The organism is Candidatus Arsenophonus phytopathogenicus (assembly GCF_056113345.1).
Map to the genome: position 1 here is coordinate 453,610 of NZ_JBUIOB010000019.1, position 15,534 is coordinate 469,143.

The 15,534-nt window shown below is 42.6% G+C and carries 20 protein-coding genes and 1 pseudogene; all 21 read right to left on the bottom strand.

Annotated elements, in window-relative coordinates; translation table 11 throughout:
- Positions 1–49: 49 nt before the first annotated feature.
- The 21 genes and pseudogenes from AC01GB_RS17020 to AC01GB_RS17120 all read right to left on the bottom strand — a co-directional run bounded on the left by AC01GB_RS17020 (position 50) and on the right by AC01GB_RS17120 (position 15,503).
- Positions 50–1,318 carry a P22 phage gp5 family major capsid protein gene (locus AC01GB_RS17020; protein ID WP_474452797.1) on the bottom strand — a complete coding sequence of 423 codons (1,269 nt, stop codon included), beginning with the start codon at positions 1,316–1,318 and terminating at the stop codon, positions 50–52.
- 11 nt (positions 1,319–1,329) lie between these two features.
- Entirely contained in the window at positions 1,330–2,226 is an 897-nt protein-coding gene (locus AC01GB_RS17025) for a phage capsid protein (RefSeq protein WP_474452798.1), read from the bottom strand.
- A 14-nt stretch (positions 2,227–2,240) separates the two neighbouring features.
- Complete coding sequence (locus tag AC01GB_RS17030) at positions 2,241–4,442, bottom strand: portal protein (RefSeq protein WP_474452799.1); 2,202 nt, start codon at positions 4,440–4,442, stop codon at positions 2,241–2,243.
- Between the two features lie 2 nt (positions 4,443–4,444).
- Positions 4,445–5,884 carry a PBSX family phage terminase large subunit gene (locus AC01GB_RS17035; RefSeq protein ID WP_474452447.1) on the bottom strand — a complete coding sequence of 480 codons (1,440 nt, stop codon included), beginning with the start codon at positions 5,882–5,884 and terminating at the stop codon, positions 4,445–4,447.
- Positions 5,868–6,221, bottom strand: coding sequence for a terminase small subunit (locus AC01GB_RS17040; RefSeq protein ID WP_474452933.1), 354 nt, complete (start codon positions 6,219–6,221; stop codon positions 5,868–5,870). Before AC01GB_RS17040 ends, AC01GB_RS17035 begins: the two co-directional genes overlap by 17 nt.
- A gap of 193 nt (positions 6,222–6,414) precedes the next feature.
- Entirely contained in the window at positions 6,415–6,927 is a 513-nt protein-coding gene (locus AC01GB_RS17045) for a KilA-N domain-containing protein (protein ID WP_474452800.1), read from the bottom strand.
- A 288-nt stretch (positions 6,928–7,215) separates the two neighbouring features.
- Positions 7,216–7,299: pseudogene (locus AC01GB_RS17050) on the bottom strand (lysis protein); the annotation flags it as partial.
- A gap of 40 nt (positions 7,300–7,339) precedes the next feature.
- A complete protein-coding gene (locus AC01GB_RS17055; protein ID WP_474452801.1) occupies positions 7,340–7,549 on the bottom strand; it encodes a lysis system i-spanin subunit Rz in 210 nt (69 codons plus the stop codon).
- Positions 7,503–7,691, bottom strand: coding sequence for a hypothetical protein (locus tag AC01GB_RS17060; RefSeq protein ID WP_474452802.1), 189 nt, complete (start codon positions 7,689–7,691; stop codon positions 7,503–7,505). Before AC01GB_RS17060 ends, AC01GB_RS17055 begins: the two co-directional genes overlap by 47 nt.
- Positions 7,666–7,770, bottom strand: a complete 105-nt coding sequence (locus AC01GB_RS17065; RefSeq protein WP_474452803.1) for a glycoside hydrolase family protein — start codon at positions 7,768–7,770, stop codon at positions 7,666–7,668. The genes AC01GB_RS17060 and AC01GB_RS17065 overlap by 26 nt, the downstream gene beginning before the upstream one ends.
- Positions 7,754–8,113, bottom strand: a complete 360-nt coding sequence (locus AC01GB_RS17070; RefSeq protein ID WP_474452934.1) for a phage holin, lambda family — start codon at positions 8,111–8,113, stop codon at positions 7,754–7,756. Before AC01GB_RS17070 ends, AC01GB_RS17065 begins: the two co-directional genes overlap by 17 nt.
- Positions 8,113–8,865, bottom strand: a complete 753-nt coding sequence (locus AC01GB_RS17075) for an endonuclease (protein ID WP_474452804.1) — start codon at positions 8,863–8,865, stop codon at positions 8,113–8,115. The genes AC01GB_RS17070 and AC01GB_RS17075 overlap by 1 nt, the downstream gene beginning before the upstream one ends.
- Positions 8,862–9,794 carry a KPN_02809 family neutral zinc metallopeptidase gene (ypfJ, locus tag AC01GB_RS17080; protein WP_474452805.1) on the bottom strand — a complete coding sequence of 311 codons (933 nt, stop codon included), beginning with the start codon at positions 9,792–9,794 and terminating at the stop codon, positions 8,862–8,864. Before ypfJ ends, AC01GB_RS17075 begins: the two co-directional genes overlap by 4 nt.
- 381 nt (positions 9,795–10,175) lie before the next feature.
- Positions 10,176–10,499: a GrlR family regulatory protein gene (locus AC01GB_RS17085; RefSeq protein ID WP_474452806.1), complete on the bottom strand. Its 324-nt coding sequence runs from the start codon at positions 10,497–10,499 to the stop codon at positions 10,176–10,178.
- 548 nt (positions 10,500–11,047) lie between these two features.
- On the bottom strand, positions 11,048–11,488 hold the full coding sequence (locus AC01GB_RS17090) for a hypothetical protein (RefSeq protein ID WP_474452807.1): 441 nt from the start codon (positions 11,486–11,488) through the stop codon (positions 11,048–11,050).
- A gap of 43 nt (positions 11,489–11,531) precedes the next feature.
- Positions 11,532–12,041: an antiterminator Q family protein gene (locus AC01GB_RS17095; protein ID WP_474452808.1), complete on the bottom strand. Its 510-nt coding sequence runs from the start codon at positions 12,039–12,041 to the stop codon at positions 11,532–11,534.
- A complete protein-coding gene (locus AC01GB_RS17100; protein WP_474452809.1) occupies positions 11,947–12,420 on the bottom strand; it encodes a hypothetical protein in 474 nt (157 codons plus the stop codon). The genes AC01GB_RS17095 and AC01GB_RS17100 overlap by 95 nt, the downstream gene beginning before the upstream one ends.
- Positions 12,421–12,864 carry a recombination protein NinB gene (locus AC01GB_RS17105; protein ID WP_474452810.1) on the bottom strand — a complete coding sequence of 148 codons (444 nt, stop codon included), beginning with the start codon at positions 12,862–12,864 and terminating at the stop codon, positions 12,421–12,423.
- A complete protein-coding gene (locus AC01GB_RS17110; protein WP_474452811.1) occupies positions 12,864–13,820 on the bottom strand; it encodes a hypothetical protein in 957 nt (318 codons plus the stop codon). Before AC01GB_RS17110 ends, AC01GB_RS17105 begins: the two co-directional genes overlap by 1 nt.
- 19 nt (positions 13,821–13,839) lie before the next feature.
- Positions 13,840–14,091, bottom strand: coding sequence for a DUF1187 family protein (locus AC01GB_RS17115; RefSeq protein ID WP_474452812.1), 252 nt, complete (start codon positions 14,089–14,091; stop codon positions 13,840–13,842).
- A 14-nt stretch (positions 14,092–14,105) separates the two neighbouring features.
- The gene (locus AC01GB_RS17120) at positions 14,106–15,503 is read right to left on the bottom strand and encodes a replicative DNA helicase (protein ID WP_474452813.1); all 1,398 of its coding nucleotides are present in this window, start codon (positions 15,501–15,503) and stop codon (positions 14,106–14,108) included.
- Positions 15,504–15,534 lie beyond the last annotated feature (31 nt).

A 15,534-nucleotide genomic window follows, 5' to 3' on the forward strand; every position in this document is an offset into this window, starting at 1 on the left:
ACCTCAAATAAAAAAGGGAGCCAACGCTCCCATATTGGTACAAAGCTAATTAAGTGTTGCCAAAAAATTGGCCACCCATATGTGGGTTAAAACAGACATACGCAGGTAATAAGTCAAAACGCATCATCTGCTTGTTTGCATCACCATCAGCATATTTGTGTACACGGATAGAGAAACCTTCATAACTTGCAACTGCTGAGTCAATGCTATGTAATTTTGGCAAGGGGATGGTTCCTAACCCACAGAAAAACTTATTGAAAAAAAGATTAGGTTTCATCTGTTGTTTTGCAGTTCCTATGATAGAAACGGCATCTCCTGCCTTAACTTTTGCATCAACGGCATTGTATTGGGCATTTTTTTCATCATAAATCGGAACACCCGATAATTTGACGGTAACATCACCAGTAGATGTAGAGTCAGTCTCTTCCAGCACTGTTGCTGTAAAACTGATTGCTGTCGATCCGTTATATAACGTTTGCTTACTTTGCTGATTTAACCAGTGAGTAGACGTAAATTTAAGCTGATCACCGGCTTTCAAGAACCCTGTCTTACTGGGTTTTGCTCCAGTTAATGTTATCGTAAACTGGTAGGAATCCTTAACAAAAAGATAATCAACATTAGGCGCTGTTTTCACTGTGATTGTTCCGCCAAAATCACCTTGCTCTCTTGATGCAAGACCATTAGACATTAATGCACGGATCCCCCCAAAATTACCTGTTATTTGCGCGTTTTCCCAAGCTGAACGCACTAAAGGTTCAGCGGAGATAGTCGTTTGTGCATCAGCAAGCCGTTGGGCTGACCACGGATCCATGACGGCGTAGTTTTCACTGGTTTTAATGCCAATATCTTTTATAAATGAGGACGTTTGAGCCACATCTGACCATTTCTTTATCGGTGTATTCGGTGAGCCTAGCGATAGTGCACCATTGTTCATCATGAAATGGGCTAATTCTGTTTCTAAATCAGTCACCATACGCTCATGAATCGGTGATAGAATTTGTTCAAGCTGATTAAGCTTTAACGCTTCTTCAATTTGTGGCCATTCAACAGCCACCGTGATGTATTTACCGACTTTGCCTGTCGCTTTGCCAGAGATAAGACCATTTTTATCTTTCCCCGTAATGTCACCTGTTTCTGTTCTTTCAGACTTGAATTGATGTGGACGCTTAAAGCTCACACTGTCGCCAGTGTTTGAGTTTATCTCCCCCGATAATAATTGCCTGTCAACGGTTTTGCACAAAACAATATCCGACATAAAACCAGGCAAGAATTTTTTTAAAACGATTTGACTAATATTTGAGTCTAGATTATTTGCCATTTTGTTTACTCTTATTCAATAATTGCACCTGGGCACAATTTGTTAAACTCATCAGATTTCACGTTTCCGGCGCCACCTTTTAGATCAGGTTCAGGCTTCGGTGTTTTTTTAGGTTTGGGTGCCAGTTTTACTTTCTGGCTAATTTGACCTAACAGAAACGCGGCTCGGATAGGATCATTCTCAGCGGTCAGCCGCTGGCGTAATGCTTTGTTTTTTCCAAGTGCATAGGCGATAAGTTCCGTTCCCTCATCAGCAGCATGAATTAAAATTTCCGGCTGCAATATAGGTACCTCTGCTCGCACAACTTCTTCCATCGCCGTATAATCTTTTACGGGCAATTTAGCGGCGCGCTGTTGATGAGATTGTAAACGTTGAATAAACCGCTCCTGAACTTCTTGTTGCTGCCTTTGCTGCACTTGTTTCTTTTGTTCGGCATGGCTTTTTTTCTCATGCCAATCTGTCAGTGCTTTTTCATAGACTTCTTCATCATAATCACACGATTCCAAGGTGGGTTTAGCCGGAATAACGTTATCATGATCAACTGGCGATTGATGAGACTGCTTGGCTGTTGATTCCTCAAGCTGTCGTTTCAATTCGCTATTTTCTTTCTGTATCTTTTCAAACCCTCTACGAAGATCTCTTACCCATTTTGGGGCAGCCTTATCTTCGTCAGAATCATTACTCAAAGCGATTTCTTCATCGCCGATCTGCAAGGCGTAATCTTGCTCCTGATCGACGTTCTGATCTGGTTTTTCTTCATCAGATGATTCACCATTGACAATTTCTGCATTGTCAGTGGTGTTACTCTCACTAACTTGTTTTGTTTGTTCTGTTGTTTCTAGCTGTTGTGGTTTCTGATTTTCAGACATAGGTACCGCCTGACCATCAATAATCAGTTCATTTTCCATTTTTCTACTACCCCTTAACGCTGCGAGAGATCCGCAGGTGACTTTAGGTTAGGTTGAGATTGAAGGGTTTTCTCCACATCCCTATTTTTTTTATGCTGCGTATCGGTTGCTTTTAGGATTAACTCGGCATCCGCTCGTGATGAGTCGCCTTGTTCTTTCTGGAATTGATGTAACATTTTTAGCGCTTCTCTAATTTCAGAGCGCTTTGTACTGTCAGCAGAGGCAAGAAGTTGAACCACTTTAGCTTCTGCTACTCTAGCCTCAGTCTGAGCCTGAAAAGCTTTAACCTGAATAGACAACTCTTCGTTCTTCGCTTTCTGAACTTCAGCTTGCCCTTGCATTAATACCCCTTGAGCGGCGACAAGTTCAGCATTAGGTTGTTGGGCTTGCTGTTGAGCCTGATCAACAACTTGGGCTTCTTCTGCATTACGAGGCTTAACAACGCCTTGAGTTAATAACTGCTTGCGATTGTAATCTTTGAACTCGTCGAGCCCTTCCCCGTCCATATTATCTAGAATAATCCCCTGAACAACTGCACGCATTGGGTCTTGCGGTAACATTCCAGCCAACAGATTAGTCAGAACTGAAACAGTAGCATCACGTCTCGCGGTATAAGATGGCCCCACATCAACGGTGACATCATAACGACCCGTCGATAAGTCATTCATCGCAACCACTTGTCCTGTCTGCTTATCTTTGATGGCCACCGACATTAACGCTATATCATCAGTGCCATCATCATTAATAATACGGACTTCTCTGTCTGAACCATAAACTTCTCTGGCCATCGATAACCAAACTTCACCCGCCCTTTTGAGGCTTTTAGCCATGTTATCTAAATAGATAAATGAAGACATATCTGATCGATGCATCAGATTATTGACGGTTTCTTTTGCTATATTACTCGGCATCTGCTGCAGGGCCTGACTTGAACCGGTTACTTCTTGAATATCACTACTGGTTTGTTGTAATAATGCCGCCATTGCCTGATTGAGTGGCTGCGGTTGGGTGTATCCTATTGGCGTTGGTGGAGCAATAATATTGCCTTGTTTGTCAACAATCTCATTTAATGGTAAAAAAGCGGGTCTGTCCTTATTCCTGGTTTCCCAATATTTCTCCAGTTTTTTTATCTGACTTTTACCAACAATCGGAATCGAACCCGTATCCTGAGTCGCAGAATCTGCCAGCATCGACACTTGTAAGTTATACAACCGTTGTGCATCCATGGCTTTTGCTATATGCCCCTCAACTCGCTCAATATCATCGATAAACCACCGCTTACCATAGACTGGAATTAACGGAATATGATCACCTGGTATTCGTTGAGCTTTCTCGAGGAATCCATCACCATCAATCACTGAGACATAAACACGTTTGCGCTTTATAGTTCGCCGAGCTTCCTCAATAAAGCCTATGTCTTCAAGATCATCCTGAACAAGTTGAAGTTGATCACTGTCATAGGTGACTGTTTCATTAGTGAAGGGATTTCTAAAACTAATAACATCGACGGATTCTTTTTTTACTTCATAATACTTGGCAATATAAACAATATCATTATCAAACCAGTCATAATCCCAAGTTTTCTCAATTCTGCCATCTAACGTCGCCGGATCTTTATTGTATTGTGCTTTGTATTTATCAACTGACAGTGAATACATACAGAAAGCCCACTGTGCATCAGATTTATCATATTTCTTGGCGTCAGGATCAAACCAAACGGAGCGGGCAGGATCGTATATTGGCTCCAAGCAAATACGCTGTCTTTCGTCCATGGGTTCAAGTTCATTGACTAAATTTGTCGTCAGCCTGAAACAACCAAATCCACCTGTCGCGGCATCATCGAATGCATTATCACATGCCTCACCACCGTCAGTTTCTTCGTAATCAGCACGAAATAAACCATTTAATTTATTGGCTAATTCTTCGCTAGCTTCCTTGTCACCAGGCCTAAATTTCACCGTAATTCGATTATTGCGATATTCGCTAATTATTCTGTTTAATTCATTAGATATTTTATTGATTTCAAATTTGGGATATTTCGCAAAATATTTTTTTACTTCAGAGCCAGCGACCGTTGCGCCTTCCCATTGCCCACCAGGAACGCGCGCAAATCTTGTCGCCTCAATACATTTACTTCTTACTTCTTCTTGCGATGAATGCGCACGGTCAAATCTGAGCATAATTTGCTCATGTCTTTTATGTAATGTTTCAGCCATAATTACCAACTAGAAGATGAGGGGACGAATATTTCAGTGTCTTCTTTTAAGCGGATGGGATTAGCAAATGACATTATGAGGGTATCAGCCATATTGGGCGACTTTATCCCTTTTGATCTCATTTCCTCTTTGCTTCTCAATTGAATTAATCGATTACCCGGTGTACGTTTTCGTTGTTGTTTAACCAATTCAGATTTAAGTTGTGATAACTTCTCTATTTTTGATGATAGACTTATCAGTTCTTCAGGATCAATATATTCTCCCTTTTCAACTGCACACCATGTTTTATAAAATCTGTCTGCCAAATAAACCCAATATTGAGCGCGTTTATTTCTAAACGTATCGCGGTTAGTTCTGTCATCATTATTTAAAGATGGGATATATTCTCCGTTCCCTGGAACATATATTTCATTAGGATAATCGGGAGAATCACCAGCGCCAAAGCCAGTCACAACCATCTTATTACCATCATTGCTATGTCTTAGATGGGTTTTTACTGTACCCGCACCTAAACCAATGTTGTCATAAATAAAATCATCAGCTCGATAGTCAAAGGCTTCATCAAAAGCCCTAATAGTTGCATCTGCCACATCACCTTCTGACCAACTCACACAATCCTCAACAAGAACGCCATAGCGTTTTGATAATGCTTTTTCATCCTGACCAGAATCGGCAGGATCAAAGGTAACAACACGAATGCCTCTTGGCCTAAGTCCTAACTTGATGTGTGCATCGATCGCAGCATCTACCCACTCAGGCTGAATTAATGCATCATCATAATTAGCATCACACTCTCCACCGTAAATATGAAGCCATTTTTTATAGTTTTCACGTTTCATCTTCTCAGCATCATTTTTTAGTTCTTCTGGTAACCAAGGGTTATCCAGATAGCTCACTTTACCGACATATATTTCATCGTCTTCGTAATAGCCTTGATCATCAATCCTTTCCTTGTAAGGCTTAACGAAACGCTTATATACAGCGCCATCTTCTTCTGCCGGATTAAATGAAAACCACAGCTCAGAACCTGACTTACGGATGGTTGGAATAAGTATATCAAGACTTTTTTCAGATACTGTTTCAGCCTCTTCTACCCATGCAACATCAAAGTCGTGCTTTGACTTGATAGAAGCAATATTACGTGCTAACTGTCCGTATTTGAAAAGAGAGTCATTGATACCTTTAATGCAATTATCAAGAATACGAAACCGATTTTGTAACCTCAGCGTTTCTACCTCTGCTTGTAAAACAGCGTGTACAGAATCTTCTATAGAATTCATAAATTCACGCAAACACAAAAATCTGCGCCTATTAATCGATGCTGTTATTAATGCTATCTTAGCAAAAGAAACCGTTTTCATGCCGCCACGACCACCAAAGTAAACTTTTATGCGTTTCGGTTTAAACATTGGCGCGAACTTTTCACTAATTTGCACCTTCACTTATAGTCATTCCTATAAATTCAATACTAATTTTGTTGTCCGTTTCAATTGCGCCGCCATCTTTACCTGTGAGGGCAGTTTCTTGTTTTTCTGCGTAGCCATGATTGGATAACATTAATTTAACAATCGTTGGGTTAAACTCACCTGAAAATTCTTTATTTTCTTTAGCATATTCCTGTGCGGTAGACCTGCTAATACCTAAGTAACAGGCTAGGCCAGCTACGCTGGGTACCACATCGCCTACCGTTTTATATTCACCATTTAAATAGTGTTTAGCTTTTTCAAGACTGACGGCTAATTTACTTGGGCGTCCAATTTTCTTTTTACTCACCATAATTTACTCGCCAGGTTTACTGGAAAAGGAGTAAAGCTTCTTTCCCCTTTTGGATTGACTTTTGCGCACGGGCAACAGGCGTACTTTCTTCAAAAAATCATTGTGCTGTAACTTGCGATATTTTTTACATGGAAACGTTAATCCCTCTGCCTCCGATTTTGATTTAGTGGTGGGTGTGTCACTAATGAATGTTTCATTACTCTACTCCAGGTAAAAACGGTTGAACTTCTTCAATCATTTTTTCTCTGGCTGTCATTAGCAACCTTTTTCTTCCTCCAGATCCCCACTTGCCCATTTTACTCGCGCATTGACTAATCTCTTTGCTTTCTGAATTAATTGTTAGATCAAGTTGATTAAGTCTATACATTGCATCAAATCCATTCATCACCATGTGACGAAAAGTATTATAAACCTGTATTTCAAATTCTGGTTTTATCCATGCAGCATAGCGAATAGCAACAAGTTCCAGTCCCCACACACCATGGGAACATCCACCATTATTTACAACCACCGCAGGACAATTTTGTCCCGCGCTTAATACTTGAACAAATTTTTTAATCTGAGAACTTCTCATAAATTTGCTTGGCTTTTGAGATTCTGTGGCTTCGCCTTTTATTACTGCCGCTGCATGCAAATCATTAAGACTATAGCGTCCTTCTTCATCGACTCTAACAGGAATACCATAAATATTTACTTTTGGATATTTCATGATGCTAACCTTTCAAAAAAGAGACCTCAGCTCACACAGAACGTACAGACCCCGAACGCATCATGATTGACTGACGTTCTCTGAGGTCTATTTTGTGAATTGTCTCGGGTTTATTTAGATGCGCGGTGAGGACGCAGTGAAATAAGATGACTCCTTAATTTTAAGGAGTACTTGATGATTTCTTGCTATCAAATATTCTGTTATTACTTATAAATATATTTAACTCATTGTTTTTATTACAAGAGGTCAAGTTGACCACCTGGGTCATTTGATGTGCCAATGACCGATTCAATGACACTGTGTGTTGACGTAACCCTGAAGCCCTAAGGTTTGGGCGGTGACTGTAGCAATCTGTTCTCGTAAGGTGTAATAAGCCTGTTCAGCGTCTGCTGTAAGTCGGGGGGCGGTGCCATCATCCACGCCGGCGGGGGGCGGCGGCACCGGACTCTTCGGGGCAGGTGGCGTTGACCCGCAACCGCTTAAAACCCCGAACAACATCCAGCCTGAGTGCCTCAATCGTCTGTTTCGCATCGGTTAACCTCTGATAATGCTGTCTGTTCATCTCAGCCAGTTGATCAAACTGGATTTTTTGTGTCTGTAACTGCTGTTCGGTCTTCTCCACCTGCTGGCGAGCCTGCCCGGCTTTCATTTCCCAGAGCTTGGCCTCTGCGCGATAATGCATCAAGCCAACAGACAGCACCGTTATCACGACCAGCAACGTCATCACTGTTCCCCGCATCATGACAAAAACACCGACCGTTCAATCGCTCGGCGCCTGACCAGACCCGGGCGTTCTTTTCCGTCCGCATAAACCCAGAGCGTAAATTCATTGCTGGTTGTCATTTTTCTTCCTTGTGTCCGGTTTTTTGACCGACAACCTCAACCCCCGAAAAGGCAGTGAGTCCGTTAATGCCTCCCCCAGAAAATCAGTGCCAAGGTAACCGATGAAGACACTGGCCAGATAGACCAGACCCGCACTTAACCCGAAAAGCGCCAGCAGGTCACGCGCAAACCACGCAATAATCGCGCATATCGTGGCATCAATCAGGGTCTTGCGCCATTTCTTCTCCTGATATCGCCCGCGCAGCCACGCCATCAGAAACGCCAGCGTTGCGCCCACGCCCTGCTCTTTAATCGACGCCAGGAAAGCGCAAACGCTCTCCCATGGCCCGGTTAGTTTGTCCATTAATGTTTTTCCCATACCTTTTCACCCGTCACAAACGGATTGTGCACACCGGTAATCGCCGCAATACGCCGGTCACGTTCACGTTCGCGCGCATCCGGTGGGTATTGCCTGTCCCACTGCATCAAAATCGCCTGCTGCTCAGGGGGTATCACAAAACCATACCGGTCTGACATATAAAACCAGACCCGGGCGACGAGTCCCTTGACGTCATCGCGCGGTTCAAAAACCCGCTGTTTAAAATCCGGACGGCTCTGACACTGCCCGTAAACAAAAGGGACCTGCCCGGCTTCGCCATAGGGCATATTTCCCCGGTCGTTATTCACTTCACCTGACTCCGGTGCCAGATTGTGCAAATCGCCTTCCGCTTTTCGAAATTCCGGGTCTTCTTGACGGCAGCCTTTTCGGCCACCTTTTTCTTTACAGCCAAACGCCTGACCGAATACCGACGCCGGCACGATATGCTCCCACTCAATCCGCTGTGCACGATGACGGTGAACTTCCCGTCTGACCGCCTGACCACAACTTTCAAGGTCAATTCGCCCCCCGTTTTTTCCTGTCCACTGCCAGTCACAGCCACAATAGAGGGTGCCACCTGCACCCTGATTGAGGTCGTGGTAAACGGCCTGACGGGAAACCCATTTCGCTTCACTGAAACTCTTCGGGGTATTAACCGGCTTAGTCGCCTGAGCGGGTGTGCTTAACACACTCAACAAGCACAGGATACCGATTACCCAATGTTGTCTGATAATCATCGTATCTCCTTGAAGGTATTACATTGTTTTGGGTCACCGCTATCAAAACCCCGCTTAAACCAGTCATGACGCTGTGCCGATGTCCCGTGCGTGAACGTCTCGGGAACCACCCGTCCATGACCTTCCCTCTGTAGCCGGTCATCCCCAATCGCTTTGGCCGCATTGAGCGCGTCATCCAAATCGCCCATCTCCAGCCAGCCTGCCTGCTGCACAAAATGCCCCCATACCCCCGCGTAGCAGTCCGCCTGCAATTCCAGCTTTACCGATAACTTATTGGCCGATTTTCTTGACATATTCGCCTGTGCCAGGTCTACTTTTTTCAAGACATCCCGCAGGTGTTGGATATGATGCCCCACTTCATGGGCTATCACATAACCAAAGGCAAATTTACCGTCTGCCCCCAGTCTGTTTTTCATCTCGTCATAAAATGACAGGTCGATATAGATAGTGCGGTCAGCAGGGCAATAAAAGGGCCCTATCAGGGTATAGCCCGTGCCGCAGCCTGTCTCTGTCTCTCCCCGATATATCACCAGTTTCGGCAATCGGTAATGACCGCCTCCCTCAGCAAAAATCTTCCGCCAGGCATCTTCAGTTGATGCCAGAATGACAGAGGTGAACTTAGCGGCCTCGTTCTCATCCACAAAACGATTGACCGATGACGGCGCGCTCACCTGTTCAGATGCCGCAAAAGCCCAACGATAGCCACCCAGTAACAACACCAGGATAACAGCCAGCCAGGCCCATCCACGCCAGTGTGAAAACACAAAACCTTCTGCTAACAGCGGTTTATATTTCGGTTTTCTCTTTTTCTTTGCCTTTTTCTTCCGGCGCTTCAAGGCTTCTTCCCGACGGGTATCCGCTTCCTGTGCTTCGGCGGTATTCCGCCGGTCTTCTACCTGCTCACTTTCCCGTCTCTCTTTCCAGTGCATGTGTGCCCCCTTTTTAAGCCATAAAAAAAGCCGCCTGAGCGACCTCGTTTTTGTGATTGGTAGAAATTTTCAAGAGAGCCTGCTATCTAGAAGATAAATTCTATTTTATCTTCAACCGACAAGTGATGGTGGGCGCAACTCCACCTTAGGCGCGATTATCGCAAATGTTTGCATGAGGATTTACGATAAGATTAACAAAAAACGGCTCGCCAATACGCCCTTATTCTTGAGCGCGTCATAAAATATTGGAGTGCCCAATCTCTGGATAGCTCTTTTTGGGTTTTGCCCGAAATTTTCATACAAATAGTAATGAATAGATTTTTCATGATAATTTTCCAAAAAAAAGCCACATTAAGTGACTTTATTATTTATCCCAGAAACTTAACTTATCAAGTCTCCGATGTATTTTGCATCAATCGTTATTTTCATTTGCGGCATACCTTCAATATTGCCGGATAATAAATAACCCTTTGCCGACTCTTTAATAGATAAATCAAGATTGAAGTTATCCAGATTACCGAACACTGACGTTGCTGAGCTATCATGTCGCTTAATAGTTAATGATACGGAATTACTATTAAAATGACCCTTGTAGGAGTAAGCAAAGTCACCTCCGTTAACTGTATTACTTTTTGCTACGACTGTTCCGTTCCCAAAATCTTGCATGTTACTTTTAAATGTAACGTAATAAATTCCATCCTTCATAAATACCTCATGCATTAATATTTAGCTGAATAACCAGCCTATAAATAATACATGATTAAAAATTCGTAAGTCGATCTTTTCGTTGATCTTTTTTGCTCAAGAATATAGTGTATATTTTGAATACTAAACACTATATATATATAGGAATCCCTGATAGCGACAACTATCAGGGACAGAAGATAAAACGACAAGGTTTTACATGTGATCACCCATTTAGTTTATTTCACTTGGTGATCTGTGTAAAGCCCTGTTTATATACAGGACTGATTGTGACATGCGCTTACTGGAGCACAAAAGGCTTATGACGACTCAGTATTAGCCAACATTTCAGATAGTCAAGCTGGCGCTGTTCGCCATAAAGATGCTTTTGAGTCATATAATCACGGCTATCAATCTATTTCAAAATAGCACAAAAAATAAAAACCCCGCAAAAAGCGAGGCTCTAATATATGTTTAAGCGCTAACTCAATAGTTCTGCTCTATTATAGCATATAATACTGTACGAATGTACGGACAGTCAAGCATTTTACTGATGATTTGATCAGTATTTAACGTCGCTGTAAAAATTGCTGTATCTCTGCTTGTTGCCAGCGTGCTAATGTATCGGTCAAAACAAAGGTATGCTCCTGATTACTCTCTTCAAGTAATTGTTTCATCTCAGCTAACACCTTGTCTGCGTCCTCACGTTTGCGTAGCACTCTTCTTACGGCCTGTTTCTCAGCCTCATAGATAGCTTCTTTAACACCATTGGTGAAGTTATAAATCTTTTCGCACTCTTTTGCGATTATCGTGATCTGGTTAACGTCAAAGTTTTGAGGTGACTCTACCCCCGTTGCATGACGTAGCGCATACCAGATACCTTGTGTCCACGAACGCTCAAATCGGAAGCCGTTGGCCATTGTCCAGATTAAACGAGAAAGATGTGAGGTGTCATCTGCGGTTAGTAATTCTCTTGCTTCTGGATGGCTATCGGGTGCGGGTTGCCGCACATTAGTTCAGTACGGTCAGCATACGATAGTCTATACGGTGTTGTCAATTTGTTGCTTTAAGGAGTGTGTGAACCGTGCCCGCTATGTAGGATTCAGCCCTTCCCATGTAAGCGGTGATATAATCCGGTCTTTTCTTCCAGTTTTTAGCTATCATCCGGCATGAAATATGGTGCTGATAATGTAAGCAAATGATATTATACCCATCGATGTCATATTTCTTTAATCCTGCTACGGCCTTATCAACTATTTCGCCTTCCTCATCGCTTAGCCAAGGTCCGTCATCGTCGAATTTAACAGGAGCAATGGTAGACATACCTTTGTACTCGGTTCCAATGCGGGTCATGCTCCAGTTTCCCCATGCTTCCAGTAAATCTTTTACGTGCCTGCTCATCTCCCCTCCGGCAAAATGTGAATAGAGGCATGGTCTTAATGCCCTGCGTTGAATGTCTAATGGTGGTTTAAAGTGTGTAAGCTTTTTCTTCGCCCATTCGAAAGGTAATGCCTGCCTGATACCAATCCGGTAAGAAAAATTCAATGCGCCCTGTAAATCCATCAAGTCGCATCGTTTTCATTCGTTTGAGTTCGCTTTTCATCTGATAGTAGATTTCATCCATCTCACCCGTCTTAAGTCTGATAGTGGTGTTAGCCAGCATCGCTATTTTGGCAATGGTCATCTCGCCATACGTTATTTCTGCATGCGCAGTAAATTCATAAGGGTCTTCGCCTAACTTGCGATGACAGCCTATGCAGTGCGAAAAACTATTACAGGGGTGATAACGGGTGGCTTTATGTCGTCTTGATTTGAAGTGTGAGCAGTGTAATTTAGCGCGTTCATGCTGAAAATATCGTCCGCAATAATCGCATATCCAGTTGGTTCTTTCGCGGACTAATTCAGAGAACACAGCATCGTATTTATCTCTTTTTAGTGCCATTTAATTCTCTTGTTCCTGTTTTAATTTCATATACTCCGAGCTTTCCGGTATTGTCACGAAAAAACCGATGCCAATCGCCCAGCATTCCACTTTTTGCATAAAGACATGCATTTCCCCCGTATCAAGCTTTGATGTCCTCCTGAGCGTTCTGACGCGCTCTGGTTCCTGTGTTGTTACATCAATACGCTCTACTACTTCATAACCAAGAAAAGTGTGCTTGAGCATCTCTTTAACCTGCTCTGGTGTAAAATTAGCGTTATTTGCACACAGATATTTACTTATCTCAGATGTCCACAAATGAAAAAGTGAATTTTGAGAGAGTGAGCGAGTTTTTCGGTAAGGCTTAATGATGAGTTGATGCGGTTGGTTTGTTGCGAGGATGGCTTTTAGTGTTTGCCAGACGGATTGTTTCGTTGATTCGTGGAAGAGTAGTTTGTCTTCCATCAGCTAACCTCCCTCATCTCCACCCCTTTAGCGGTATAACCGGTTAACTGTTTACCGGCTATCCGTTGACGCTTTTTCGTCAAAAAATGAATATGGTCTTCATAAACATAACGATATTCTCCGTCGACGAGGATGTGCTTAAACGCTTTCATTGGTTGTTTTGCATACTGCACAAATTTATTATTATCTTTATATATCAATCCATTAGATGGACATAACGTTTTTCTTGCTTTGGATTCTTTAATTTCCTTCTCTGCACCTCGGTATACCCAGAATGTTTCTTTATGGCCCGTAATTTTACGTGTACGAACTTTAATATAACCAAGCCGTGCCATTAATCGACTAAACTCATTATTACTTTTTACCAACAAAGAAAGTTCATAGGTTGATTCACATAACCAGCCATGACGAGCATACTCTTTGACCAATGCCTTATTGTGTTCAATGTTAATTACTGTATATTTATCATGTTGTCTAGGATGTCGATAGATAACCCAATTATCGAAAGCGTCTTGTCTTTCATTTGTTAATATCTGCACTGCAAAAGTTCTTAACGCTTTTCCATTTTTACGATTCCAATATTCAACCCATGAATCAGAGCGGTTAAGTATCAAAAGACAGTAATCATCAACTTTATGTGAATGCACGCCACGTGAAAAAACCTTATTTTCCAATGGCCTATCTGGGCATAACGATGCTTGATATTCATAAGATTTTTTATATCCTCCGGTGAATCCGGTATCACTATCTGCCTCATGAACGGAAATCCCCGAATTAAGCCACACTAACCCATTACCATCGTGCCTCAGTCCTAAATCCGTTAATGTACAGATACCGTTGTTAATGACTGACCAGTTCCCCGAAATAACCGCTTTTCGGAGGTTAAATATATTGAAGTCCTCACTTTGGGCACAAAAGTATCCCTCAGGACTATTTGTCATGCTTTGAATTTTCATATTTTTGCCTATTTTATTTTTATTTGGTGGGATTTAGCGGAGTACAGGTGAAATTTTCTATTGACACTTTTGGCAGGCTGTCACGTTCTCCAGCCTTTCCACTGTCAACAGTCCAGTAATAATCCAGCTCTCTAAATTGCATTTTGAACATCGACGGCTGGGATAACATTTTCAAGCAATCCTGTATTGATAGCTCTTTGCCACTATAGCGCTGCCAATACACTGGTGCGCCACCATCCTTAATAATGGTTGCTTCGATGAGGTATTTCATTGGGGGTGTCCTGATTAAAACTGTTTGTCTGAATAACGCTTAGGTTCTTTTTGAGGTTGGATTTTTGCTGCGGCTACATGCTGGTCAACAGGGAAAATACTTAGTCCTTTCTGGTCAACGTAAACCGTGCCTGTTTTACCATGTCGATTTAACCGTAATATGAGTTCTGTTAGCGTTTTATCTGCGTCAGGGTCATAAACCGATTCTCGATGAATCCCTAACCAATAATCGCAATCCTGCTCAATCTGACCCGTATCACGGCTGTCACTGGGCATGGGTCTTTTGTTGGTGCGCTGTTCTAAACTTCGGTTTAATTGTGTTAGTAACACGACAACAGTATTAAGTTCTTTTGCCAAAACTTTTAACCCTTTGGTGATATTTCCGTAGGCTAAATCGTTTCTATCCGCTTTTTCAGTCTGCATCAGTGTTAAATAATCAACACCGATAAATCCAATATCCCTTATTTTACGTTTTATTTTACGACATTCTGACTGAATGTGCTGTAAGCTCATGGCTGGCGTATCATCAATCCAAATATTGGGGTATTGCTTGAGTCGCGCAATCGCATTACGCAGTTGATCCCATTCATGCTCTTCCAGTTTCTCATAAAACCGATTAGAGTTGAGATTCGATTGCTGACTTAACATGCGCTCGGCTAACTGGCTATCCGTCATTTCCATACTAAACAACAGCACCGCTTTCCCTTGATTTGACACATTTTTCGCCATTTCAGTAAGTATTGTCGTTTTACCCACCTTGGGGCGTGCGCCAATCACAAACAGCGAACCATTAACGATTTGTTTAGGTTTAAGCAAGTCGTCAAAGTCCCTAAACCCCGTTTTGAGTCCACAGTATTTCTCAGGATTATCCTGACGGTCACAAATCTCTGTAAACATATTGTCCAACACATCATCAACCCGACCAAGCCCTGCATTGTAACCCGCTTTGCCAAACTTTGCCGCTTCATCAATCAGACGTTGCGCCATGTCGATTTTATCAGTAAATCCTAGCGCATTAGACTGAATAAACAGTTTTTGTATCTCAATGGCTTTCTCAACCGTGTAGCGTCCTGCCGCGCACTCTTTGATACTTTTTGCGTAACTGACCATGTTTGCGGCACTCGGGATATTTTTGGCTATCTCAGCAAGATAGGCAAAGCCACCCGCCTTTTGAGTCATCCCTGATTTAGATAATGCTTCATCCACCGTGATTATATCGATTGCCTGACGTTTCCGGCTCATCGCGCGCATTTCTGCATAAATCAATCGGTGGTGCGTAGCATAAAAATCATCGGGGCTTAGCAGTGAAAATACCTTCAAGGCATTTTCGCTCATTGGGTCTATCAGCAAGCCGCCGATAACACTTTGCTCAGCAGCGATGTTATTGGGTACTTGATTAACACTATATCTCATTGGGTCATTCCTTAAATCTAAAACTCGCCGT